Annotated in this window: 21 protein-coding genes and 1 pseudogene; 13 read left to right on the top strand and 9 right to left on the bottom strand. The window is 71.6% G+C overall.

Annotation, left to right across the window (positions count from 1 at the left end):
* Positions 1–153 precede the first annotated feature (153 nt).
* From pgfA to SNA_RS07455, 11 genes are all read left to right on the top strand, one after another.
* A complete protein-coding gene (gene pgfA, locus SNA_RS07505) occupies positions 154–1,218 on the top strand; it encodes a cell envelope lipid trafficking protein PgfA (RefSeq protein WP_078969749.1) in 1,065 nt (354 codons plus the stop codon).
* Positions 1,219–1,530: 312 nt separating this feature from the next.
* A complete protein-coding gene (locus tag SNA_RS07500; protein ID WP_044363914.1) occupies positions 1,531–2,754 on the top strand; it encodes a glycosyltransferase family 4 protein in 1,224 nt (407 codons plus the stop codon).
* 7 nt (positions 2,755–2,761) lie between these two features.
* Entirely contained in the window at positions 2,762–3,487 is a 726-nt protein-coding gene (locus SNA_RS07495) for a class I SAM-dependent methyltransferase (protein WP_030068441.1), read from the top strand.
* Positions 3,484–8,082, top strand: coding sequence for an alpha-(1->3)-arabinofuranosyltransferase domain-containing protein (locus SNA_RS07490; RefSeq protein WP_044363912.1), 4,599 nt, complete (start codon positions 3,484–3,486; stop codon positions 8,080–8,082). The genes SNA_RS07495 and SNA_RS07490 overlap by 4 nt, the downstream gene beginning before the upstream one ends.
* Positions 8,079–9,752, top strand: coding sequence for a condensation protein (locus SNA_RS07485; RefSeq protein WP_198534994.1), 1,674 nt, complete (start codon positions 8,079–8,081; stop codon positions 9,750–9,752). Before SNA_RS07490 ends, SNA_RS07485 begins: the two co-directional genes overlap by 4 nt.
* Positions 9,749–10,546, top strand: coding sequence for a class I SAM-dependent methyltransferase (locus tag SNA_RS07480; RefSeq protein ID WP_030068445.1), 798 nt, complete (start codon positions 9,749–9,751; stop codon positions 10,544–10,546). The genes SNA_RS07485 and SNA_RS07480 overlap by 4 nt, the downstream gene beginning before the upstream one ends.
* Positions 10,547–10,609: 63 nt before the next feature.
* Positions 10,610–11,578, top strand: coding sequence for a DMT family transporter (locus SNA_RS07475; RefSeq protein WP_044363911.1), 969 nt, complete (start codon positions 10,610–10,612; stop codon positions 11,576–11,578).
* Complete coding sequence (locus SNA_RS07470) at positions 11,575–11,811, top strand: Trm112 family protein (protein ID WP_030068448.1); 237 nt, start codon at positions 11,575–11,577, stop codon at positions 11,809–11,811. The genes SNA_RS07475 and SNA_RS07470 overlap by 4 nt, the downstream gene beginning before the upstream one ends.
* Positions 11,808–12,647 (top strand): FkbM family methyltransferase, encoded by an 840-nt coding sequence (locus SNA_RS07465; RefSeq protein WP_044363910.1) that lies wholly within the window; start codon positions 11,808–11,810, stop codon positions 12,645–12,647. Before SNA_RS07470 ends, SNA_RS07465 begins: the two co-directional genes overlap by 4 nt.
* Entirely contained in the window at positions 12,631–13,248 is a 618-nt protein-coding gene (locus tag SNA_RS07460) for a hypothetical protein (RefSeq protein ID WP_030068451.1), read from the top strand. The genes SNA_RS07465 and SNA_RS07460 overlap by 17 nt, the downstream gene beginning before the upstream one ends.
* A gap of 134 nt (positions 13,249–13,382) precedes the next feature.
* Complete coding sequence (locus SNA_RS07455) at positions 13,383–14,411, top strand: rod shape-determining protein (RefSeq protein WP_044363909.1); 1,029 nt, start codon at positions 13,383–13,385, stop codon at positions 14,409–14,411.
* Between the two features lie 125 nt (positions 14,412–14,536).
* On the opposite strand, the gene SNA_RS07450 is transcribed toward SNA_RS07455, so the two are convergent.
* The 3 genes from SNA_RS07450 to SNA_RS07440 all read right to left on the bottom strand — a co-directional run bounded on the left by SNA_RS07450 (position 14,537) and on the right by SNA_RS07440 (position 16,249).
* The gene (locus SNA_RS07450) at positions 14,537–15,145 is read right to left on the bottom strand and encodes a histidine phosphatase family protein (protein ID WP_030068456.1); all 609 of its coding nucleotides are present in this window, start codon (positions 15,143–15,145) and stop codon (positions 14,537–14,539) included.
* A 39-nt stretch (positions 15,146–15,184) separates the two neighbouring features.
* Positions 15,185–15,574 (bottom strand): thioredoxin, encoded by a 390-nt coding sequence (trxA, locus tag SNA_RS07445; RefSeq protein ID WP_030068458.1) that lies wholly within the window; start codon positions 15,572–15,574, stop codon positions 15,185–15,187.
* A 312-nt stretch (positions 15,575–15,886) separates the two neighbouring features.
* On the bottom strand, positions 15,887–16,249 hold the full coding sequence (locus SNA_RS07440) for a cupin domain-containing protein (RefSeq protein WP_030068459.1): 363 nt from the start codon (positions 16,247–16,249) through the stop codon (positions 15,887–15,889).
* 150 nt (positions 16,250–16,399) lie between these two features.
* Between SNA_RS07440 and SNA_RS07435 the strand changes: the two genes are divergently transcribed.
* Positions 16,400–17,188 carry an MBL fold metallo-hydrolase gene (locus SNA_RS07435; RefSeq protein WP_030068460.1) on the top strand — a complete coding sequence of 263 codons (789 nt, stop codon included), beginning with the start codon at positions 16,400–16,402 and terminating at the stop codon, positions 17,186–17,188.
* A gap of 652 nt (positions 17,189–17,840) precedes the next feature.
* Here SNA_RS07435 and SNA_RS44655 read toward each other — a convergent pair.
* The 6 genes and pseudogenes from SNA_RS44655 to SNA_RS45115 all read right to left on the bottom strand — a co-directional run bounded on the left by SNA_RS44655 (position 17,841) and on the right by SNA_RS45115 (position 23,619).
* Entirely contained in the window at positions 17,841–17,963 is a 123-nt protein-coding gene (locus SNA_RS44655) for a hypothetical protein (RefSeq protein ID WP_275041985.1), read from the bottom strand.
* Between the two features lie 197 nt (positions 17,964–18,160).
* Positions 18,161–20,227, bottom strand: coding sequence for a hypothetical protein (locus tag SNA_RS43110; protein ID WP_044363905.1), 2,067 nt, complete (start codon positions 20,225–20,227; stop codon positions 18,161–18,163).
* 179 nt (positions 20,228–20,406) lie between these two features.
* Positions 20,407–21,255 (bottom strand): recombinase family protein, encoded by an 849-nt coding sequence (locus tag SNA_RS07420; protein ID WP_078969748.1) that lies wholly within the window; start codon positions 21,253–21,255, stop codon positions 20,407–20,409.
* 4 nt (positions 21,256–21,259) lie between these two features.
* Positions 21,260–21,835 (bottom strand): annotated as a pseudogene (locus SNA_RS07415) (Tn3 family transposase); the annotation flags it as partial.
* A 288-nt stretch (positions 21,836–22,123) separates the two neighbouring features.
* A complete protein-coding gene (locus SNA_RS42140) occupies positions 22,124–22,273 on the bottom strand; it encodes a hypothetical protein (RefSeq protein ID WP_157879868.1) in 150 nt (49 codons plus the stop codon).
* Positions 22,274–23,397: 1,124 nt separating this feature from the next.
* Positions 23,398–23,619, bottom strand: a complete 222-nt coding sequence (locus SNA_RS45115; protein ID WP_078969747.1) for a helix-turn-helix domain-containing protein — start codon at positions 23,617–23,619, stop codon at positions 23,398–23,400.
* Between the two features lie 454 nt (positions 23,620–24,073).
* Between SNA_RS45115 and SNA_RS07405 the strand changes: the two genes are divergently transcribed.
* Complete coding sequence (locus SNA_RS07405) at positions 24,074–24,343, top strand: uberolysin/carnocyclin family circular bacteriocin (RefSeq protein WP_030068838.1); 270 nt, start codon at positions 24,074–24,076, stop codon at positions 24,341–24,343.
* Positions 24,344–24,368 lie beyond the last annotated feature (25 nt).

The following is a 24,368-nucleotide window of genomic DNA, read 5'->3' as shown; positions in this document are numbered from 1 at the left end:
GAGTGTGGAAGGGCATTGACGCCCTGTCAAGAGTTCGCTTACGTTCCCGGCCCATGGCACCAGGGCCGTCCGGCCCGCTTTCGCCGGACGGGACCCGGCGCCGCCGCACGTGCACCAGAGCGTGTCCCCTCACCCGCTTCCAGGAGTGCTCGTATGTCTGCCGATCCGTCTGCCCGTACGCCTGCCCACCCGCCTTCCCGTGCGCCCGAGCCGGGGGCGCCCGCCGCCGCCCGCAGGGCCTCGCCGCTCTCGCTGCTCGTCCTGGGCATCGGGGTGTTTCTGCTGGTCCTGGCGCCGCTGCTGGCCTGGTACGTCACCCCGCGGGCCAAGGTCACCCCGGTCGATGTCGATGTCACCACCGTCTTCACCGGCACCGGGAGCTACTTCGACGCCGAGGCGCTGCTGACCCGGCAGCGGCAGAAGATCACCATCACCCGGCATGTGCTGGGCGATGTCGCGGCGAGCGAGCGCAGCGGGCGGGCGGTGTGGGACGTGTCCACGACGGTCGACACCCCCGGGACGCTGGCGCTGCACGATCCGCGGCGGGCGTTCCAGTGGACCACCGAGCGGTGGGTGACCGACCGGCGCAGCAACGGACCGGTGCACTGCTGCGGGGAGGCGCCGACCCGGTTCGACGGGGATGCCTACCTCAAATTCCCCTTCGATCTGGAGAAGCGGGGCTATCGCTGGTGGGACAACACGCTGGGGGCCGCCGTGCCGCTCCGTTTCACCGGGACGACGACGGCCTGGGGGGTGACGGGATACCGCTTCACCGGGAGCGTGCCGGCCACCCGGACGGGCAGCCGGCAGGTGCCGGGGCGGCTGGTGGGGCGGCCGCGGCAGGGGCAGATCCAGGCCGAGGAGTGGTATGCGAACTCCCGGATCGAGCTGGTCGCGGAGCCGCGTACGGGCCGGATCATCGATGCCGCGATCTCGCCGCTCAAGACGCTGCGGGCGCCCGGGGCGCGGTCCGATGCGGTGACCCTGCTGCGCGGTGAGCGGCTGCGGTTCACGCCGGCGACGCGGCGGGCCCAGGTGCGGCTGGCGGAGGCGGACCGCGACAAGCTGGCGCTGGTGAGCGGGACGCTGCCGTGGGGTGCGGCGGGGGCGGGCGGGCTGCTGGCGCTGGTGGGGGTGGTGCTGGTGGTGCGGGGGGTGGGGGCACCTCCCTGTTCGAGCGAAGCCGAGAACTTGGGGGATCCGGACGGCCGGTCCTGAGCGAAGTGATGAACCGTCAGCACAATCGGCCGGGGATTTTGTCACCCCGGTGAGTAGCCCCGGCGCCCGGGGGCGGCGAACACTGACCACCCCACACCGGCACCACACCCGGGCACCACCCTCATCGGCACCACCCGCACCACGCCTGCCCCGCGCCATCCGGGTCGCACCGCACGCACCACCCGCGTCGCACCGCCTGCAACGCCCCGCACGGCCTGCACCGCCCGCTCCGCCCCGCACGACTCAGTACGACTCAGCACGCAGTACGTCCCCCACCGCTGGTACCGCACCCTGAGACGAGTTGGAGCGCACATGCCCCAGCACGTACAACCGTCCCCGCCGCCTCTCCACCCCGTCCCGTCCCCCGTCCGGACGGCCCCGCTCGCGCCGCCCGCCCCCGGCCCGTCCCCCTCCGGGCCACCGCTCCCCCGCCGTATCGTCTTCCTCGCCCGCCGCGACCTGGGCAATCCCGCCGCCGGCGGCTCCGAGCTCCTGGTGGACAAGATCGCCGACGGGCTCACCGCGCACGGTCACGACGTCACCCTGCTGTGCGGCGGGCCGGCCCCCAAGCTCTCGGCTCCTCGCGAGCAGGGAGGTACCCCCGTCGAACGCAGCTACCGGGTGATCTCTGCGGGCGGCGACGCCGGGCATTTCCTGCGCGCGCCACGGGAGTTGCCCCGCCGGGTCGGCGACTGCGATCTGCTGGTCGAGGTGTGCAACGGGATGCCGTACCTGGCGCCGCTGTGGCACCGGGGCCCGACCCTGTGCCTGGTCAACCACGTCCATACGGATCTGTGGGGGATGCGCTATCCGCGGCCCGCCGCCCGGCTCGGCCGCAGGCTGGAGCACTGGGCGCTGGCCGGCACCCATCGCCGTAATCTGATGGTCGCCGTCTCCGGCTCGACCGCCGCCGCGCTGCACACCCTCGGCGTGGACCGCGACCGTATCCGCCTGGTCCACAACGGAGTCGAGGAGCCGGGACGGCTCGCCCCCAAGGCGCCCGAACCGCTCTTCGTGGCCATGGGCCGGCTCGTCGAGTACAAGCGGATCGATCTGCTGCTGCGGCTGTGGGAGCGGGTCCGCCCGGTGACCGGCGGCCGGCTGGTGATCGTCGGCGACGGCCCGGAGCGGGCCCGGCTGACGGCGCTGGCCGGTCCGGACGTCACCTTCACCGGCCGGATCTCCGAACACCGCAAACACCAACTCCTGTGCTCCGCCTGGCTGTTGCTGCATCCCTCGCTGGTGGAGGGCTGGGGGCTGGTGGTCATGGAGGCCGCCGCGCGCCGTACGCCCGCCGTCGGCTTCGACATCCCCGGGCTGCGGGACTCCGTCGAGCACGGCGTCACCGGCCTGCTGGCCCGCGGCGAGAGCGCCTTCGCCGCGCACTGGTGCACCCTCGCGCTCAGCTCCCGCCGCCGCGAGACCTTCGCACTGGCCGCGGAGCAGCGCGCCGCCCACTTCCGGTGGAGCCATACGGTCGCCGACTTCCGCGCGGTCGCCGCGGAGGCGTTCCTCACCGCTCCGCCCGGGCGGTGAGGGCCCGGTGCGCGACCCCTCGCTGCGCAGGTCCTACGCCCTCTTCCGCGCCTTCCTCGACGAGCAGAGCGCACCGGAACACTGTTACGGGCTGCTCGCCCGGGACGCCGCCGACCAGGTGGAGCGCCATGCCCCGCTCAAGGGGGCGGTGGTCGCCGATGTCGGCGGCGGCAGCGGGCACTTCACCGAGGAGTTCCGGCGGCGCGGTGCCCAGGGCCTGCTCTTCGAGCCCGATACGGCGGAACTGACCGCACGCGGCCGCATCCCCGAGGGCGCGGTGGTCGCCGACGGCTATCTGCTGCCGCTCGCCGACGGCGCCGCCGACATCTGCTTCTCCTCCAACGTCCTGGAGCATGTCGCCGATCCGCAGACCTTCCTGAGCGAAATGGTCCGCGTCACCCGACCCCACGGGCTGATCTACGTCTCCTTCACCAACTGGCTGTCCCCCTGGGGCGGCCATGAGACCGCACCGTGGCACTATCTGGGCGCCGAGCGGGCCCGCAGGCGCTACCTCCGGCGCACCGGCAGACCGGCCAAGCACACCCTGGGCGTCAATCTCTTCGCCGTGCACATCGGCCGCACCCTGCGGCAGGTACGGGCCCGGGACGACGTCGCGATCGTCACCGCGCGCTCCCGCTACGCACCGTTCCTCGCCGAGGCCCTCCCCCGCCTCCCGGGTGTCCGGGAGGTCGCCACCTGGAACCTTCTCCTCATCCTCCGGCGGTTGCCATGACCCAGACCCTGCGGCCCTCCCCGTCCCCGGGATCGCCCGACACCGGCGACCGGGCCCTGCCGACCTCCGCCCCGCCACCGGACGCACCGCGCGGCAGGCGCTGGCTGGTCGCCTTCTGGGCCCTCGCGCTGATCGGCTTCCTGGCCCCCTCGCCCGGCAAGATGACCTTCGAGACCAAGCTGGGGGTGACCACCGATCCCTGGGGATTCCTGGCCGACCTGGGCCAGTTGTGGCACGACCGGGCGGGCTTCGGCGGCCTCGCCGACCAGTACTTCGGCTACGCCTTCCCGACCCTGCCCTACTACGGCCTGACGCATCTGCTCCAGCTGCCGGTCTGGCTCGCCGAACGCCTGTGGATGTCGCTGATCGTCACCGCCGCCTTCTGGGGCGCGCTGCGGCTGGCCGAACGGCTGCGCTTCGGCACCCCGCCCACCCGGCTGCTCGCCGCCGCCTGCTACGCGCTGTGGCCGACGTACACCGTCGTCATCGGCTCCACCTCCGCCGCCGCGCTCCCCGGCGCGCTGCTCCCCTGGGTGCTGCTGCCGCTGACGAACCCGCGGACCGGGGCCCGTATCGCGGCGACCCGGTCGGCACTGCTGATCCCCTTCATGGGCGGCGTCAACGCGGCCTCGACGCTGGCCTCCCTGTTACCCGTCGGCCTGTATCTGCTCTCCCGTACGGGACCCCGGCGCCCGCAGCTGCTCGCCTGGTGGCTGCCCGGCGTCGTCCTGGCCACCGCCTGGTGGGTCGTCCCCCTCCTGCTGCTGGGCATCCACGGCGAGAACTTCATGCCGTTCATCGAGCAGGCGGACACCACCACCGGCACCATGTCCGCCACCGAGCTGCTGCGCGGCGCCGGCAACTGGGTCGGCTACCTCAACTTCGGACAGCCCTGGCTGCCGGCCGGCTGGACCATGACCGCCAACTGGTGCGCGGTGGCGGGCTCGGCGCTGGCCGCCGCGCTGGGCCTGGCCGGGCTGGCCCGCCGCGATCTGCCCGAACGCCGCTGGCTGCTGCTGACCGTGCTCAGCGTCGCCCTGATCGCGCTGGCCGGATACGGCGGTGCGCTGGGCGGCCCCGTCCACGGGCTGTGGCAGGACTGGCTGAACGGCTGGCTGCGGCCGTTCCGCAACATCTACAAATTCACCCCGGGCCTGGCCCTGGCGCTCACCCTCGGGCTGGCGCATGTCCTTGCCGTGGCCGCCGCGGGACGTGGCAGCCGGGCCGAAGGGAGCGGGGCCCGCCGCACCGCCGCCGGTCACCGTCTATCGTGCCGTGGACCGCTCCCCTCGCGATGGGTCGCCCTTCTGGCCGCCGTGCTCGTCCTCCCGGCCCTCGCCCTCCCCTTCCTGACCGGCACCGTCCTCCAGCCCGGCGCCTTCACCCGGCTGCCCGGCTACTGGGAACGCACCGCCGGCTGGCTGCGCACCCACACCCCGCACAGCCGCGCCCTGGTCGTTCCCGCCACCGCCCACGGCATCTACACCTGGGGCTCGCCCATCGACGAACCCCTCGACGTCCTCGCCCGGTCCCCCTGGGCACAGCGCGACTTCGTCCCGTTCGGCACCCCGGGCGCCCGCCGGACCCTGGACGCCGTCGAGCAGGCCCTGATGACCGGCGCCCAAGTCCCCGGACTGCGCGACTACTTGGGCCGTGCGGGCATTCATGACGTCGTCGTACGCAATGATCTCGACCCGGACCAGATCGGCTATGTGCCGCCCCAGACCGTCAAACGCACCCTGGAGGCGTCCGGCTACCGCAAGGCCGTCGCCTTCGGCCCGCTGACCACCAGCGGCAAGATCCCCGCCGAGGCGCCGGTGCAGGTCCAGGGCCTGTATCCGCGTCAGCGCTCGGTCGAGATCTACGAGCCCGAGGGCACGCCCGCGCCCGGACCCGTCACCGCCAAGGCCGTCGCGGACACCGCCCAGCTCAGCGGCGGCCCCGAATCACTGCTCCAGCTCTCGGCGGACCCCACCCTGCGCGACCGGCCGACCGTCCTGACCGGCGACAACCACCCCGGCCTGGGCAACGTGCCGCTCCAGCTGACCGCCGACGGGCTGCGCCGCGCCGACACCCGCTTCGGCCTGGTCAACAGCAATACGTCCTATACCTATACGGCCACCGAAACCAACCACCCCGACAGCGTCCAGGACCCCGGCCGGCCGCCGCGGCAGATCCTGCCGACCACCGGCATCGCGCACCAGACCACCGCCGTCCTGCGCGGCGCCGCCTCCGTCACCGCCTCCACCAGCGGCAACTGGCTCTTCCACCTCCCCCAGTACGACCCGGTCAACGCCTTCGACGGCAACCCGGACACCGCCTGGGCGGAGGGCAGCGCGGGCGACCCCGTCGGTCAGTGGATCCGTATCGCCTTCACCAAGCCCACCGCTGTCCCCTCGTCGCTCTTCCTGACCCCGCTGCCCGGCGACGGCCTGCGCGCCGCCCCGACGTCCGTACGCATCGAGACCGACCGCGGCAGCGCGGTCAGCCCGCTGCGCCCGGACGGCACCCCCCAGCAGGTCAAGGCCCCTGCCGGGACCGCGACCTGGCTGAAACTCACCATCCTGGGCTCCCAGACGCCGCGAGCGGGGCTCTCGGGTGCGGGCTTCCGCGAGATCTCCGTACCCGGCGTGCAGGTCACTCGTCTTCTTCAACTCCCGACGGATACGGGGAGTTCCCGGAGCGGCACAGGGAGTGCGGGGAGTTCGGGGAGTTCCCGGACCGGTCCGGGGAGTTCGGGAGGTTCGGGGAGTTCGGAAGGTTCCGGGAGTTCCCTCGGTGGGGACGCGAGCGGCCAGGGGGCCGATGCGCCCGCCGAGACCGTCTCCCTGCACCGCGGCAGCGACCCCGGCGGCCTCTCCCCCGTCTCCGCCGAGACCGGTCTGCACCGCCAGTTCCATACCGACGCGGGCGCGTCCTACGCCGTTTCCGGTAAGGCCCTGGCCGTCCCCGGCCCCGCGCTCGACACACTGATGGACAAGATCGCACCCGAGCAGAAGGACCGCATCACCGCCACCGCCGACTCCACCAGCTTCGGCTTCGGCCAGTCGCTCAGCCCCCGCAATCTCGTCGACGGCGATCTGACCACCGCCTGGATCGCCGGCGACCGCCCCACGCTCCACCTCCGCTGGCCCGGCAGGAAGAAGATCGACCAGATCGTGCTGGCCGCGGCCGGCGGTATCTCCACCCGGCCCGAGCAGATCCTGATCAATTCGCCGGACGGTGCGGCCACCGCCGGGGTCGACGAGTACGGGCAGGCCCGCTTCGACCCGATCACCACCGACCGCCTCGACATCACCATCAGCAAGGTCAAGGAACTGACCCTCCACAACCCGGTCGCCGGCCAGGCCCTGCAACTCCCGGTCGGCCTCAGCGAGGTGTACATCCCGGCCCTCGACGCGTACCGCACCCCGCCCCCGCCCGCCCACAAGCGCTTCTCGGTCGGCTGCGGCCAGGGCCCGATGCTCGCCGTCGACGGCGTCCTGCACGCCACCAGGGCCTCCGGGTACCTCCGCGATCTGACCGAACGGCGGCCGGTCACCGTGCAGTTGTGCGCCGGGGAGGCCCCCGACGGACGGCTGACGCTGCCCTCCGGGCGGCACCGGGTGGAGGCCGGCGACCAGGGGCCGCTGGCGCTCACGGATGTGACGCTGAGCAGAGGAGCGGCGCCGGCCCCCGGGTCGGCCGCGCAGGCCCGCACCGTGCGGGCCGAGGACTGGTCGGGGGACCACCGTACGGTCGCCGTCGGAGCGGGCAGGGCCGTCTACCTCCAGATGTACGAGAACGCCAACGACGGCTGGCACGCCACCCTCGACGGACGGCCGCTGACCCCGCTCCGGGTGGACGGCTGGCAGCAGGGCTTCCTCGTCCCGGCCGGCGCGGGCGGCACCGTCGAGCTGTCCTACGCTCCGGCGACCGCCTACGACCTGGGGCTGATCGGCGGGATGGCGGGCGTCCTGCTGCTCGTCGTCTCGGCCTTGATACGGCGTACCCCGCGCACCCCGCCGCCGGCTCCGGTGGCGCCGCCCGCGCCGTCGTGGGTGCTGGGCGTGGTGGCGCTCACGGGCGTGGTGGCCCTGGCGTCCGGGCCGTTCGCGGTGGTGGTGCCGCTGCTGGCGCTCGTGGCCCGCTTCCGGCCGCGGTTCCTGGCACCGGTCGCCTTCGCGGCCATGACGGGCGCGGGCATCACCGCGGCTTTCGGCGCGGGCGAACCGGTCGCCGCGGGCCGGGGGGCGTTCGGCGCCGTGGCGCAGGGGTGTGCGCTGGCGGCGCTGGCGGCGGCGGTGGTGACGGTGCGGGAGGCGCCGGGGGCGGCGGGTGTGCCGAGTGCGCCTGGTGTGCTCGGTGTGCCTGGTGCGCCTGGTGTGCCCGGGGGAGCGGCGGCCCGGACGGACGGCGCTTCGGGCACGCCGGGCGCGTCCCTCCCCCCGCTTCCCCGCCGCGACCGGGACACGGCGCGGCCGGGGCCCGACGCGCCGACCATCGCCGGACGCCCCCTCCAGGCCCGGGGCCGGACACCGGGCAACGGCCCCAACTGGGCCCACCGGCAACGACGTCCGGGCCCACGGCCCCTGGGGGAGGAGACGGAAGAGTGACCACATTGCGGGAGCCGCCGCGGCGGGAGCCGGACGGACGGGGGCCCGACGGGCGGGCTCCCGACGGGCGGGCGGAGTCGGACGGGTGGGAACCGGACGGGCAGAAACCGGACCGGCGCGAGCCCGAAGGCCGGGCAGAACCGGAGGGGCGGGAACCGGACGGGCAGGAACCGGACAGCCAGGTCCCCTCCCCCACCAGCACCCCCCGCCCCCCGGCCGTCGCCCGTCTCCCCTTCCCCCTCGTCGACGAGATCTCCCGGCACTGTCTGCGGGACGACGAGCCCGAAACCGTGCATATCGAGGTGCATCTGCCCGGCCGGATCGACCACACGCGCCTGCGCACCGCGTTCCACCGGGCCCTCCTGCGCCACCCCCGGATCCTGATGCGCCAGGCCCCGGTGAGCTGGTGGCGCCGCCGCTACGAGTGGGAGCTGACCGCCACCCCGGACGTCGACCCCGTCGTCTTCCCGCCCCCCGGCCCGGACGCCCTCGTCCGCGCCCGCGAGCGCGCCCTCACCGCATGCCCGCCCCTGGATGCCTCTCCCCCCGTCCGCCTGGAGGTGGTCGAACGCCATCCGGACGCGGCCGACGGCACCGTCCTCGTCCTCACCCTCCACCACACCGCCCTGGACGGCCCGGCCTGCCTCCGTGTCCTTGCCACGACCGCCGAGCTGTACGGGGGCGCGGACAACTCCCCCGCCCCGCCTCCCGTACGCACCCCGGAGCGCACCGCCCCACCCCGGCACCGCGCCCCGGCTGCCCGCCCCGGTCTCGTCCGCCCGGCCCGTATCGCCCCCGACCACGACGACCCCGGCCGTCCCCCGCACCCCCGAGACCACTCCCACACCGAGGGCCCCAGCCCCGTACCTGCCACCGTCCTCGTCACCACCTCCGCCCCCGTTGGCCCCACGGACCACACCAACGGCATGCTGATCACCGAACTTCCCGTCCCCACCAGACCACCCCGCGAGGACACCCCGGCACCGAACACCCCCCATGCCGCCCCCCGCACCACGCCCCCCACCGTCAACGACCAGCTCCTGGTCGCCACGTGCCTCACGGTCGCCCGCTGGAACCGGCTGCACGGCCGGCCCACCCGCCCCGTCATCGTCACCATGCCCGTCGACGACCGGCCGCGCGGCGGCGAGATGCCCATCGGCAACGGCACCCGGCTGATCCCGGTGGGCTTCGGCCCGGAGGAGCAACGGGACGCCGACCTGCTCGCCGCCGATCCGCCCGATCCCGAGGCGGTCGCCCTGCTGCTGCGCCGTACGGCCGCCCGTACCCGCGCCCTCAAGGCCACCCGGGGTTCCCAACTCGGGCTGCCCGGCACCCTGTTGACGCTCCCCGTCGCGCCCGTCGGCCTGCGCGGCGCAGCCACCCGCGCACTCCGTACGGCCGCCGCCCCCTGGACCTCCACCACCCTCCTCTCCAACATCGGCCGCCTCCCCTATCCCCTCGACTTCGGCGACGCCGGACGGCCGACCGCGGTGTGGTTCTCGGCCCCGGCCCGGATGCCGCGCGGGCTGACGGTCACCACCGTTTCGGTCGGCGGCCGTATCCAGCTCGCGCTGCGCTGGTCGCGCGCTCTGCTGGACGATGCGGCCGGCGCCCGCTTCGGCGCCCTCTTCGCCGCCTCCCTCGCCGCCACCGAAGGAGCCGCCCCATGACCCGGCCCACCACCGGCGCCGCCCACCCCCCGGCCGGACTGCGGGACTTCTACGAGAACCCCGCCGTTCCGGTCGCCTCGGGCCCCGCCCGCAGCACCCGCCAGGCCGCACTCCTGGCGCGCGCCCTCGGCCCCCGCCGCACCGGGGCGCCGCCCGCCACCATCCTGGACATCGGCTGCGGCGACGGCACCGCGGCCGCCACCGCGGCGCGCCTCCTGGCCGGACACCGCCTGGTCGGCGTCGACTGGTCCCAGGACGCCCTGCGCCGCGCCCGGACCCGTATCCCCGCGAGCGCCCCCGGTGAGCTGACCGCCGTACGCGGTGAACTGACCGACGGCGGGCTGCCGTTCGCGACCGGTTCCGCCGACGCCGTGCTCTTCAGCGAGGTCATCGAGCATCTCGTCGACCCCGACGCCGCCCTGGACGAACTGCACCGCATCCTGCGCCCCGGCGGCCACCTCATGCTCTCCACCCCGAATCTCGCCGCCTGGTACAACCGCGGCCTGCTGCTCGCCGGGATCCAGCCCGTCTTCTCGGAAGTGAGCCTGCGCCATATCCACGGCCGCCCCGGCACCCAGGTCGTCGGCCACCTGCGCCTCTACACCGCCCGTGCGCTGCGCGCCTTCCTGACCGCCTCCGGTTTCGACGTCATCCGCCTGACCGGCGCCCCCTACCACGACGTCCCCCGCCCCCTGCGCCCCCTCGACCGCGCCGCCTGCCATCTGCCGTCCCTCTCCTCCATCCTCCTGGCCCACGCCCGCCGCAGAACCCCTCGCTCCCTCCAGGCCCCTTGACCGCCGTCCACAGGAGCCACCGCACACCGATGCCGACCCGAACGCGGAGAAGGGAGCAGGCCCATGCTGTGGTGGGGCGTGGCATCGGCTCTGATCGCCAACGTGCTGTACAGCACCGGTTTCGTGCTGGAGAAACGCGCGCTGGCCACGCTGCCCGCCCTCAGCACCCGCCGTCCCGCCCTGGTCGTACGCCATCTCCTCGGCAGCCCGCGGTGGCTCGGCGGCTCGCTCGCCCTGGCCGCGGGGTTCGCCGCCCAACTCGCCGTCTACCGCGCCCTCCCGATCGCCGCGGCCCAGGGCATCTTCGTCTCGGGGCTGGTCCTGCTGCTGATTCTGTCGTCGGTGGTGCTGGGCGAGCGGACCAGCGGCCGGGAGCGCCAGAGCATGGTGGCGATCCTCGTCGCGCTGGTGATGGTCGTCGCCTCCCTCCAGGGCGACGAAGCCCGGACCATCGCCCGCACCGCCCCGCCCGCCACGCTGCTCACCATCGCCGTGCCGTCGCTGGCCGCGGGCCTGCTGCTGTACGGGTCGGCGGAACGGCGCGCACGACGCCGCCACCGCCTGCCGACGGCAGGCGTCGCCTACGGGGTGGCCGTCGGTCTCCTCTACGGCGTCAGTTCACTGGCCATCAAGGGCGTCTCCGGCCTGCTCACCACCCACGACATCCCGGCCGCGGCCGGGCACCTGCTGCGCTCGCCGTACCCCTATCTCCTCCTCTTCACCGGCGCCACCGGGCTGGTGCTCTCCCAGACCGCGCTGCAACGCTGTCGCGCCTCCGTCATCGTCCCCGTCTGCTCCACCATCACCTGTGTGTTCACCGTCGCCTGCGGCACCGTCGCCTTCGGCGAACCGCTGCCGGCCGATCCCCTGCGGCTGGCGCTACGGCTCGGCGGTACGGCCGTGGCCCTGACCGTCCTGCTGGCCCTCCCCCGCCATGAGCCCCCAGCTCCCGCAACTCCCCCTCCGGCAACCCACCCTCCGATAGCTCGCCCTCCCGTAACTCCCCCTTTCGCCAACGGAGTTGAGCCATGAACCTCGATGACCCGCTGCTGAAGATCCTCGCCTGCCCGCTGGACAAGGGGCCGCTCTCGCTCCTCACCGGCGAGGGCGAGGGCGAAAGCTCGCTCTACAACCCACGGATGCGCCGCCGCTATCCGATCCGGGACGGTATCCCGCAGCTCCTCCCCTCCTCGGGGGAAGAGGTCACCGACGCCGAGCACGACCGGATCCTCCGGCGGCTGGCCGAAGCCGAGGTGCCGTCGTGACGCTCGCCGCGCGGGTGGGGCCGTGGCTGCCCGGGCGGCTGGTGGCCGCGCTGGCGGGCGGGCTGTACCCGCGGTTCGAGCCGGAACTCGGGCGGCTGACCGACTTCTGCCCGACGGGCGGTACGGCCGTGGACGTCGGCGGCTGGCTGGGCCCCTGGACCCGGCGGCTGGCCCGTCGTGCGGAGCGGGTGGTCACCCTGGAGCCCGTGCCACACCTGGCCCGGCTGATCGACTCCGTCACCCCGCCGCATGTCGAGGTGGTCCCCGCCGCGGCCGCCGACCGCACCGGTCGCGCCACCCTCTGGCTGCCGGCGGACGGCCGGGGCGAGCGCGGGGTCTCCTCGCTGGTGCGCCGCGAGCTGCACGGCAGCGGACTGGACGTGCCCTGCCTCCCCCTGGACTCGCTGGAGCTGGACTCCGTCACCCTCATCAAGATCGATGTGGACGGCGGCGAGCTGGCCGTGCTGCGCGGCGCCGCGCGCACCGTCGAGCGGGAACTCCCGGCGCTGTTCGTGGAGTTGGAGACGCGTATCCAGCCGCTGGCGCCCGTCCTGGAGTGGACGGCGGCGCGCGGCTATCGCGGCTGGGTCCTGCCGCACGACCGCTGGACGCCGCTGGCCGACTTCGATCTGCCCGCTCATCAGTCCCGTACCTCCCATGTCGCCGAACACGGCCTGCTGAGGCGCTCCCTCGCCCCGCACCGCCGCTATGTCAACTCCGTGCTCTTCCTCCCCGCCGGCACCCGCCCCGGCAACCGCCAAGGCCCCGAGATCCGCCACCACGACATCCACCCCCGCGACATCCACGACGATGTCCATCATGAACGCCGCCACTGACAACGACCCTCCGACCGGCCCCTCCGGCCCGCCCGGACCCGTCGCCTTCCAGCTCGTTCTGCTGCGCCGGATGGCCGACCACCAGCCCGGACTCGTCGAGGACGCGCTGCATACGCTGGGGGCCTCCCGCGCCGATCTGCTCGAGGCCAACCGCCGCTGGCAGGCGCGGATGCATGCCCCGCGCGCACCCGGCGGCCTCCGGCCCTACCGCGCGCTGCTCGGCGCCCCCGAGTCCGTCACCGCCCGCCGCCTGGGCGATATGACCTGCGAGGCGCTGACCTGGCCGGTGCCGCTCTGGCCCGATCTGCGGTTCGAGATCCTGACCACCGAGCGCGGCGCCGTCTGGAACGCCTGGCTCGTCCGCGCCCCCGGCGCCCCCGCCCCCGCCCTCCGTACCACCGCGGACCTCGCCCCCTGGTCCTGCACGGTCGACGAGGTCGCCCGCGCGTTCCCGCCGGCCCGCCCGATGGAGGGCAGCGCCCCCACCCGCTGGGCGCTGGCCTGCACGGTTCCCGATCCCGACCCGGATGCCGCGCCGCATGCCCTGGTCACGGAATTCACCTGGGGGCTCTTCCAGAGACTGGTCGACCGGACCGCGTAAACGCCGCCGTCCGGGCCGCCCCGTCCCCCAACCGGACCTCCCCAACGGGCCGCTGACGTCCGCTCGCCGCACGATGGCCAGGAGCGACTCTTGCGCCCACTCCACCCACCCGGCCCAAAGGGGAGTCATCCGCCATGACCATAAGCCTCACCCAGCTGCGGCGCTGCTCCGTTGCCGTCGACCTCGGCGCGGCCCGTACAAGGGTGTACCTCAAGAATCAGGGAATGATCGTCGACGAGCCGTCGGTGGCCGCGGTCAACGTCCGCACGGGAGCCCTGCTGGCCGTCGGCGCGCAGGCCGAGGTGATGGACGGCCGCACGCCCGACTACATCCGGGTGATGCATCCGGTCTCCGGCGGCACCGTCGTGGACATCGACATGGCCCAGCGGCTGCTGCGCAACCTCGTCGGCGACAAGCTGCGCAGGACGTGGCGGCGCAAGCCCTCGATGCGGGCGGCGGTGTGCATGCCGTACGGCAGCGAGCCGCTGGCACAGCGGGCCGCCGTGGAGACCCTCACCGGGCTGGGCGCCCGACGGGTGGAGCTGGTCGACACGCTGATCGCAGCGGCGGTGGGCTGCGGGCTGCCGGTGGAGCAGCCGGAAGCGACCATGATCGTGATGTGCGGGGCGGGTACCACGCAGGTCGCGGTGCTGTCGGTCGGCTCGATCGTCGCCGCCGAGACCGTTCCGGTGGGCGGCAACACCATCGATCATGCGGTCATCCAGCACATGCGGCTGCACCATGAGCTGATGGTGCCGAACCAGGCCGTCCGCCCCCTCCAGGTGATGCTGTCCGGAGACGATGCGCAGGCGTCGTCGACCGAGGTGCACGGCCGGGACGTGGTCAGCGGGCTGGCGCGTTCCGTACAGGTCGACACCGAGCGGGTACTGAAGGCCATCACCACGCCGCTGACCGCGATCCTCGACGGTATCGGGGCGGTACTGCGCAACTGCCCGCCGGACCTGGTGGCCGACCTCGCGGACCGCGGCATCATGCTCGCGGGCGGCAGTGCGCTGACCCCGGGCCTTCAGGCGATGATCGAGCAGGCCACCGCCATGCCCGTACATGTCGCGGACCGCCCCGACACCTGTGCCGTCCATGGGCTGGGCGCGATGATCGAGGGCAAGGTGGAACCGCTGCATCTCGATCCGCTGGCTCCGTGAGCGCCGTCTCCACGGCCCCGTAGCCGTACGCCGCGCCCCTTGGCGCAGCACCGCCCGTTCCGCGCCTCCCGGCTTCACGAACTCCCGGACGTCACGGACTCCCGGACGTCACGGACCACCGGACGTCACAGACTCCGCGCATTCCAGGCGACCACCGCGGGCCGTTCGTGTTCGGTGCCCAGGACGCCGACCGTGCCGGTCTCGAACGTGAACAGCCCGCCCGCGGACGGGGGCAGCCCGAGCCGGCGGGCGGTCAGTACGCGCAGAAAGTGGGCGTGCGCCACCAGGACCACATCGCCCGCATCGGCCCCATCTCCCACATCCAGCCGGGGCGTGATCCGTGCCAGCACCCGGTCGGCGCGCGCCCCGACCTCCTCGGGCGACTCCCCCGGGTGCCCGGCGGGGCCGGGGGCGACGCCGTCGCGGAAGAGGTACCAGTCGGGCCGGTCGCGGTGGATCTCGGCGGTGGTGACGCCCTCGTAGCCGCCGTAGTCCCATTCACGCAGCTCAGGCTCTATCTGCGGGGTGGGGAGCCCGGCCAGTTCGGCGGTGCGCAGGGCGCGCCGCATCGGGCTGGAGTACACATACGCGATCTTCCGGCCCGACAGCAGGGGCCGCAGTGCGCGGGCCTGCTCCTCGCCGTCGGCGGTGAGCGGCAGATCGCTCCGGCCGGTGTGGCGGCCGTTCCGGCTCCACTCGGTCTCGCCGTGCCGGATCAACAGCAGCTCGCTCACGTGCCCGCCTCACCTGCCCCTGCCCCTGCTCGCCGCCTACTACGCCTCGGCCTGCTGCGCCTGCTCGGCCTGCTGCGCCTCGGCGACCGACGCGCGGACCTCGTCCATGTCCAGGTTCCGGGCCTGACCGATGACGTCCTCCAGGGCGGCCTCCGGAAGCGCCCCGGGCTGGGCGAACACCGCGATGTTGTCGCGGACGATCATCACCGTGGGGATGGACTGGATCTGGAAGGCCTGCGCCAGCTCGGGCTGGGCCTCCGTGTCGACCTTGGCGAACACCAGGTCGTCGTGCTTCTCGGACGACCGCTCGAAGATCGGGCCGAAGCTCTTGCAGGGGCCGCACCACTCGGCCCAGAAGTCGATCAGGACGAAGCCGTTGCCGGAGACGATCTCGTCGAAGTTGTCCTTGGTGAGCTCTACGGTGCTCATGCGTGCTTTCCCTGCTTCCGGTCTGGGGTCGTTGTCGGTTGGTCCGGTCGGTCCCGCCGGTGTCCAGCTGCGTTAACGGTCGCCGTCCGCGCCGTATTCCGCACTTTCCGCACACCGAACCGACCTGGCGCACCGAACCATCCGGCTCCCCTGCCCAGCGCGCGCCGTCCTAGACATCCGATTCAGATTCGATCCGGACCGGAGTGGGTGAGGAACCCCACGCGCATGAGGAACCCCACCTCCGCCCCGGAACCGACCCGCAGAGCCGCAGCCCGCAACCCCCGCCCCGTCCCCCCATCCATCCCTCGCCCCTCACCCCGTCGACTTGGCGTAGTCCCTCGCCATCCCGCCGGCGAAGTCGTACACGACGACCTGCTCACTGCCGACCACCCAGGCGTCGTGCCCGGCAGGACAGACGAACACATCGCCCGCCCCGACCTCGGTCTCGGCACCGTCGTTCATACGGATCCTCATCCGGCCCTGGACCACGAAGCCGTTGTGGTGGACCTCGCAGCTCTCGGTCCCGGCAAGCGGCCCCACCGACTCCGACCAGCGCCAGCCCGGCTCGAAGACGCCGACCGCGAAGTCCAGTCCGGTCAGGTGCAGAGCGTTGAGGTGGCCGCGCGGAAAGTCACGCCGTTCATCCGGCTTGTCGATCGTCTTGACCTCGATCATCAGGACCACTTCCTTCCCGGCCCTTCCATGGTGCGCCGCCCCACACCCCCCGGCCACAGGAAATCGGCACCAGGAGGAGGCCCCGACCGGCCCCTACGATGGATGGATCGGGGTGCACGCTGCCGGACGGACGGAAGGACGTGCTGCACCATGGAGACACGCGTCGATGAGATAGCCGACGGCATCTACCGGATCTCCACCTTCATCCCCGAAGTGGCCCCACCCGCCGGTTTCACCTTCAACCAGTTCCTGATCGACGCGGAACAACCGCTGCTCTTCCATACGGGCATGCGCGCGCTGTTCCCCATGGTCTCGGCGGCCGTCGGCCGCGTCCTGCCCCTCGAACGGCTGCGCTGGCTGACCTTCGGACACGTCGAGGCGGACGAGTGCGGCGCGATGAACGACTTCCTGGCCGCGGCCCCGTACGCCGAGGTGGCGCACGGCCTCCAGGGCTGCCTGGTTTCCCTCAACGACCTGGCCGACCGCCCGCCGCGCCCGATGGCCCACGGCGAGCTGCTCGACCTGGGCGGCAAGCAGGTCAGGCGCCGGGTGCGGCATTTCAACACCCCGCATGTGCCGCACAATTGGGAGGCCCGCGTGCTGTACGAGGAGACGACCGGCACGCTGCTGTGCGGCGACCTGTTCACCCACATCGGCAACGGGCCCCCGGTCACCGGGGACGATCTGGTCGAACCGGCCCTGGAGGCGGAAGCGGTATTCCGCCAGACCTCCTGCCTGACGGCCGCCGTGCAAACCCTGCACGAGCTCGCCGCACTCGCGCCCAAGACCTTGGCCGTGATGCACGGTTCCTCGTTCCACGGGGACGGCGCCGCGGCCCTGCACGCCCTGGCCGACGGCATGCAGGCACGCTTCAGCCCGGAACCCGAATTCGCCGCCCGCCCGAGCGCCCTGGCGGGCGAGGCCGCCCCGCGGACGTGACCCGGCGGATCGTCCTCGTACCGGCACACCTCCTCGTACCGACGCACGCCCTCGTATCGGCACGAGGGACGGTTACATCGCCGTCGCAGTGGGTAGCCGCACCATAACCATGAGTAGTGTCATGCAGAGGACGCGCAGGAGATCTACAGGGGAGGGGCCGACGGATGACGGTCGGGGGCGGGCCGGGGCCGGAACGAACGCGAGGGCCGCCACGCGACGCGTGACGACCCTCGTCCGTGCGCTGCGCCTGGGTCTGATCGTTTCTGCGCTGCCAGGCGGTGGTGGGGCGGGTGGGACTCGAACCCACGGCCGACGGATTATGAGTCCTTTACGGATCTTCCGAACACTTCCCGATCTTGCCTCGATCTTCCTATATTCGCAGGTCAGAGACCTGTAGCCGTTCCGGTCGTGCGTCGGTTTTCCTGATCCTTCCGGGTCCTTCCGTCCCCTGCGCGTCCCCTGGCGGTCCCCCGAGAGCTGTTACCGCCGAAGGCGCTGAAGTGCGTTACGACATAGACGCAAGTTGCGGCACCGCGGTCGCGCGGATTGGAACTCTCGCGCAGCGGAATGCCTTACCGATCCAAGGGCACCACCCTGGGTTCCCGGCCTCGGGGAACATCGGTACAGCGGTTATCGGTGAGAACGATCTTGTTCAGGGTGTGAGGGCGCTGCCCCTGTTCTCGTACTCGCGGCGGGCCTTGCGCTGAGCCGGGACCGCCGGGCCGCCCTGGGCGCCGTCGAGCGGCTGGCAGCGGGCGAGGAGCCCGCGGTGCACGGCGGGAACGGCGCTGACGCGCAGGGTGTACGGCCTCAGGGAACACCGGTACAGCCGTTGGCGCCGAGAACGATCATGGTCTGGTCGGTGCCCTGTGCGTGCCCCGGATACGTGGGGGCTGGGCGAGTTCGTCGAGGCCGGGGGTGAGCATGCGGATTGGCGGCTGTGCGGTGTCCTCGTTCGGGTCAGCTGCCTGCTCAGGCGTGGTAGAAGGCGTACATGCGTCCCTTGTAGGTGGCGATGCCGGGGGCGTCGAGGACGGTGGGGTGTGTGCCGTCTCCGATGGGGACGGGGGTGCTCCAGGAGCCGGCGGAGGTGCTGGTTTCGTTCACACGTCGGCTGAGGTGGGGCTTGCCGCTGGTGTCGGTGTACGCGCACCACAGGTTCTGGCCGTCGAAGTGCAGGGCGGGGTTGTTGCTGCTTCCTGCCTGCGGGCCGGCCTCCGACTGCCATTGTGCCGTGTCGGGGCTCTGGCCCCTGGCGCTCCAGTAGGTGCGTACCTGTCGGTCCTGGCGGGCCGTTACCCACATGCGGTCCAGGCCGTAGGCCATGGAGACGGTACCGAAAGCGTGCGAGGACGTCGCCAGCTCTTTCTCGTCGCCGAAGTGGCCGCCGTCGTCTTCCGTGCTGCCGCAGAGGACCAGCGCGTTGCCTTCTGTTCTCTGCCGGTGGGAGCTGCGGGCCACCCAGAGCCTTCCGTTGCGCTCGGCCAGGCCGGAACCGAATCTGGTGTCCAGCTCTGTCAGCTGGAAGGTGTAGTTATGCCAGTGGTCGCTGTCCCACGAGGTGCCCCAGAGGCAGGGCCCAACGGGGACGTACCAGTGGCTCCACAGCTTCTGGTTCCATACGGCCAGTCCCACCGGCTGTGGCGTCGATCTTCCAGTGGATGTCGGTGCCTTCCACCCGGTGCCGTCATACCAGCCCGACGTCATGAGCCCCTGTTGATGCGCGTTCGCGTAGACGACATGGAGCTTGCCGTCGTGGACGGCCGCGCGGGGTGCGCCCTGCGCCCGCCCGCCCAGCGGCATCGGCGTACTCCATTCGCCGCCCTGTCCGGAAGAGCCGTCCTGGTCCCTAAACGTGCAGTAGACGCTGCCGGTGGGGTAGGGAGGGCGCTCGCCGGTGTAGCGGACGCGGAGTTTGTGGTGGCCGTCGCCGTTGAAGTTCCACTCCAGCTCGCGCCCGCCGTGCAGGGCGGTCATGTCCTCGCGGGTCAGGATGAAGGTGCGCGAGCAGGACAGGTCGTCGTGGTTGCGCAGGGTGTCCATCAGTGCGATGAACAGCTTGGCGATCTCCCAGCCGATGGCGACCGTGTCGGGGACCGGGACCAGGTTGTTCATGGGGTTTTTGTCGACGTACTCGTCGACCATCTCGACGGTGCTTTCCAGGGCGAGCTGGAGTTTGTCGTACCAGGCGGAGTTGGACTGGTCGGCCTCCCAGACCTGGATGCCGGTCAGGACCGTGCCGCTGGAGCACATCTTGTTCAGGAACACCTTGCGGCTGCTGGAGAACTCGCGGGTCTGGCCTTTCTCGACGGCGCCGAACTCCTCGGAGATGAACGTCTCCCCCACGCCGCCGCCGACACCGGAGGAGGCGGCGAAGTAGATCTCGTCGCGGCTGTTCCACTGATCACCGACCTCACGCTCGACGTAGAAGCTCTCCATCTCCAGCTTCACCCGCCACGGCTCCAGTGCCGCCACTTCGGCCTGTGCACCCAAGGCGTCCTCGGAGGACGCGCTGGAGGAGGGAGAGGAGTAGCGGGCGATGCCGGTGATGGCGAAGCCGGTCTCCCGCATCGCCTCCACGAACGCCTCATCCTCCTCGACGCGGCCGGACACCAGGTCCTCCCACGGGACCAGCGACACATTCGGCGCCTCCCATGCCTCCTGCCTGAGCTTCGGCAGCTGAGACCTCAGGTCATTGAAGGAGTACCCATACCTGGGCCAACGCAAGGTGATCAGCAGGGGCAGGATCAGCTTGTCCGCCCCGGCGGCAGCCACCGTCTCCCGGTAGGCCCCGCCCCACGCCTTCACCTCCTCGGTGTCAACGATCGTGGAAAGCGCATCCACCAGAACCTGCTCCAGGTCGGTCAGCTCAAAGCCCTCCCGCAACCGGTTCGCGCCGTGCAGCAACACCCCCAGCATCAGGTTCTTGGACCGGTCAGGAGCAGAAGACAGCGCCGCGCCCGCCCGCCGGCTTCTGCTCTCACCCACCAGCAACGCCTTCAGCCGCTCGATCCGCTCCTCCTGCTGGATACCGGCCATATGAACCCGTCCTCCCACTCACACGCACCATCCGGGTGCACCGATCGACGCGGCCCAGCCTGCCCAGCCAAACTCCCCCAAAAGGACATGACACGCATAAGGCTTGAAAGATGGCGTAAAGCCTGCATCGCCTGGCCGGGTACGAGTAGTTGCAGTACAGGAAATCCCGGTAAGAAAGATCAAGGCCCGGTCGGTGTGAGCGCGCCGACCCGGTTCTCGTACTCGCGGCGGGCCTTGCGCTGGGCCGGGACCGCAGGGACGCCTTCGCCGCCGTCGAGGGGCTGGGAGCGGTGGAGGAGCCGGCGGTGGACCGCAGCGACAGCCGTGACGCGCAGGGTGTAGCCCTGGCCGCGCCGTACAGTCGCCCCCAGGTCGAGCGCGGCGCGCTCGGCGGGCTCCAGGTCGGTGGCGCGGAGGAAGTCGGCGACCTTGCCCGGCATGTCGAGGGTGACCGGCGTCTCCGGAGCCGGGCCGCCCTCCTGCTCGCTGACGGTGTGGTCGGGCAGGAGGTCGGCGACGGCCGTGCGGATCGCGCCGCGGCTAACTCTGTGGTCGCGGGCGAGGGCGGCGATGGAGCGGCCCTCCAGGTACGCGGTGCGTACGGCATCGGTCTTCGCGGCCGCCACGGCGGGGCGGCGCCCGCCCTTGCTGCCCTTGGCCTCGGCGGCGCGCAGACCGTCGTACGTCAGCTCGCGCTGGAGGTCGCGTTGGAGTTCGCCGGCGGCGGCGAGGGTCTGCACCATGAACTTCACGGTGGACAGCGGTTCGCCGGTGCGTGGGTGGCGGGCGGTGAGGTCCATCGCGGAGAACGCTCCGTCGTGGATGCGCAGCGCGACCTGGTCGCGGTGGAGGACGTCGAGCACGTCGAGGATGTGCCCGGTGCCCCGTACGAGGCGGAACATCTCCGAGAGGTGCACGGTGTCACCCGGCCGCGCGTAGTTCAGCAGCTCGCGGAACTTCGGCCGCTGGAGCGGGTGGAGGCGGCTGGAGGTGCCCGGGTCCTCCTCGAAGACGACCGGGTCCTCGATGCCGGGCGTTGAGGACCAGGCCGAGCGCGCCGAGCTGGTCCTCCATGCCGTCCCGGTACGCCTGGTGGATGGTGCCGCGCTTGCCGTGGCACACGTCCCGCGCGAGCTTGTGGCGGGATTCCTGCACGGTGAGCTGCCGGTTCATCTGGCGGCGGTAGGTGTCATCGACCGGGTCGACCACCCGCAGCAGATGTTCGGTCTTGGCGACGCGCCCGTACTCCGCGAACGCCGCGCCCAGTGGGGTGGGGCGCCCCTCGCGGCCGAACATGCGCAGCAGGTCGTAGGCGCGGACCTGGTTGGTGACCAGGGAACCGGCGACTTTCAGCATGTCCGGCCAGTGCGTGATCACCTTGTTCAGGTTCACGCGGTTGCGGGCCAGGTCTTCCAGAGCGCCGTAGGTGCCGGTGACGACGCCGGGCATGGTGGCCCGCCAGAACCGCTGGTCGTCCAGGTCGCGGAAGCGCGGGCTGAAGTTGTAGCCGAGGATCTTGAACAGGCCGAACACCATGTCGGAGTACGAGGCGTTGTCGGTGGCCACCATCTCCGGCTTCACCCCGCCGTCGAGGTTCAGCAGGGCGTCCACCCGGCCGGGATCGTGCGTCTGCCGGCCAGGCAGCTGGCTGCCGTTGTGGCCCTCGCTTGTGCGGCAGCAAGGGCGAACTCGACCGCGAAGGTGACGTCGCTGGCGGCGGCGATGTGCGCCGGGGCGGACAGCATCGAGGGGTTACCGCGACAGGTCGGCACGGCGTCAGAGCCCCTGACGTGCGGCCCCTTGCCTCAGCAGCACGTTTCCCCTGCATTTCGGCCGGCCCGGGGAACGGAGATGCCGGTGACAGTGGCCAGCGACAGCGCGAGGGGGCGGGCTCAGTTAGTTGATGATGTTGAATTGAGTTGTCGCAGTGGTGTCGTCGACGGTGATGCTGCCCTGGAGGGGGCCGGGGGTGGTTGTCGATGCCTGGACGTCGACGGAGTAGAAGCATGCCGTCGAGGGGTTGATCTCCCAGGCTGTGAAGCTCATGGACCCGCCAGGGCCGACCGTGGGGGTCAGTAGGAGGTTGCTGCCGGGTGGGCAGATGTAGCGGACAGTGCCGCCCGGCGCCAAGGTCACGCCTGGCGGGAAGGTTAGCGTGATGGTCCGGCCGGCGGGAACCGTGGTGTCCGCGGACACCGTGAATGCCATTTGCGTGGTGACTTCCGGCACCATGTCCACGGGATTCGGGTCGACCTGAGCGACCGTTAAGACAGGTGCCTACCACTGCAGCACCACCTGCCCGGGCTGACCGTACGACTGACTACCACCGTCCCCGATGCCTGCCTGGTAGAGGGGGTCGTTCTTTCCCGCCACACTGCGGCCCGAACCTGCGATTGTCACCCCGCCCGAGACACCGGGGCCTGATGCGAAACCAGAACCGCCGCCACCGCCAGCGAAAAAGCCGCCGCCAGCCATCCCGCCGCCACCGCCCGCGTAGCCGGCGCCACCGCCCCCGTTGCCGCCGTAGTCTGCCCCGCCGCCGCCCCCCATGCCGGGGAGTGGCGGGTAACCGGCTGCGGAATTAACCCTGCTCAGGCCGCCGGTCTGCCCGGTATTGCCTCCCCTGCCAGCGTAGTTGTCTGCCCACCGTGCCCCCTCGCCGCCGGTCCCGCCCGACGCGCCGCGTCCCGCGGTACCGCTGCCGGAGGCGAAGGTCCCATCGCCTCCGGAGGCCCCACCGCCCGCCCCACCAGCGCCGCTGCTCGTGCCTCCCCCTCCACCACCGCCAGCAATGAGGAGCACCTGGCGGAACTGTGTGCTGTACACCCCGCTCATACCGCCACCGCTGTAAGAGGTACCACCGCCGTGTCCGAAGTTGCTACCCACCACGATCAGCAGAACCTCTCCGGGTGTCACCGCGATGTTCCCGGACACCCACCTGGACTGGGACCGGATCGCCACCGCACAACTCGCGGCCTACCACCGAGCCGCACCGGGCGACCGACTCCCGCACGAGGCACCCGTCACCGACGAGTGACCACTCACCGAACAAACGGAACAGGAGAGAGCACACCCAAGCGAACATGCTGATCTTGTCGTTGTGCTTGCCGGGCATCCGCAGTGCCGGCGTATGTCCGGCCTTACCCCAGGCGCGGATGGGAGGCTGCCGGTCATGATTCCGTGCACCATGCGGCGATCGCCTCCTCGTTGCGCTCAATGGCCTGCGCTTTGGGTACCTGCCAGGCCCAGCCCAGACGGTGCAGCAGACGCCAGACCTCCGAGCGCCTCTGCGACCTTGCTCTGCCGCATCCCGTGTACGAGTAATCGTCCCTGTGTGAACGCCGCCGCTCCGGCCCAACCAGACTCAGTTGCTTGCGAGTTCGAGTGCTCATACATCTGGTATGCCGCGCACGGCCGCCCACTCGTCAACCACGACTCAAAGATCAGTACATCGATACCTTCGCGTCGCGGTCAAGAGGAATGGAGCAAGGATCAGCTGTGCCTTTATGGGGGCGCCTGGCTTCGGGCTGCGCTTTGTGAGGTCCGATTTCGGGTTGGCTGGGTGGAGTTGACGGTTGCTTGACGAAATGATTACATGGTCCGGTCGTCACGGGGTGAGAAACAGGGGGAGTTCAGGGCGAGTATCGCTGACCACGGTACTGACAAGTTCCTGTCGATTCCTTGCCGGGTGTTGCCCGCAGGTGATCCTGCATTCCCGCCTGATTTCATCTCTTGACGGTACGAAAATGGGGTGCGCCGCCCTACCAAGACTGACGCACCCCGCGGCTGCCATGCAGCCAACCACTCATCAGAGCAGTTAGTGGAGAATACATGTCTGTTGTTGCCATGTCCAAGAAGCGTATGGCCGCGGCCGGCGCCGCCGTCGTCGGTATCGCCGCGCCGTTCACCCTGGCGCTGTCCGCCCCCGACGCGCTGACCAGCTACTTCGGTCTCTCGACCGCCGCTGCGAACAAGGCCTTTGATGCCATTATGGCCGGGACGGACATTGCCTCCGCGCTGGCTATGTTCGGCGGCGTGACCGCGGCTGGCGGCATTGGCCTCTGGATCCTGAAGAAGGCCATCGCGCGGGCCGGGCGTACCGCTGCCGTCGCCTAATCCCGGTGAATAGGTGAACTCTTGC

This window comes from Streptomyces natalensis ATCC 27448, assembly GCF_000935125.1.
Taxonomy (GTDB): Bacteria; Actinomycetota; Actinomycetes; order Streptomycetales; family Streptomycetaceae; genus Streptomyces; species Streptomyces natalensis.
This window is presented reverse-complemented; position numbering and strand designations above follow the sequence as displayed.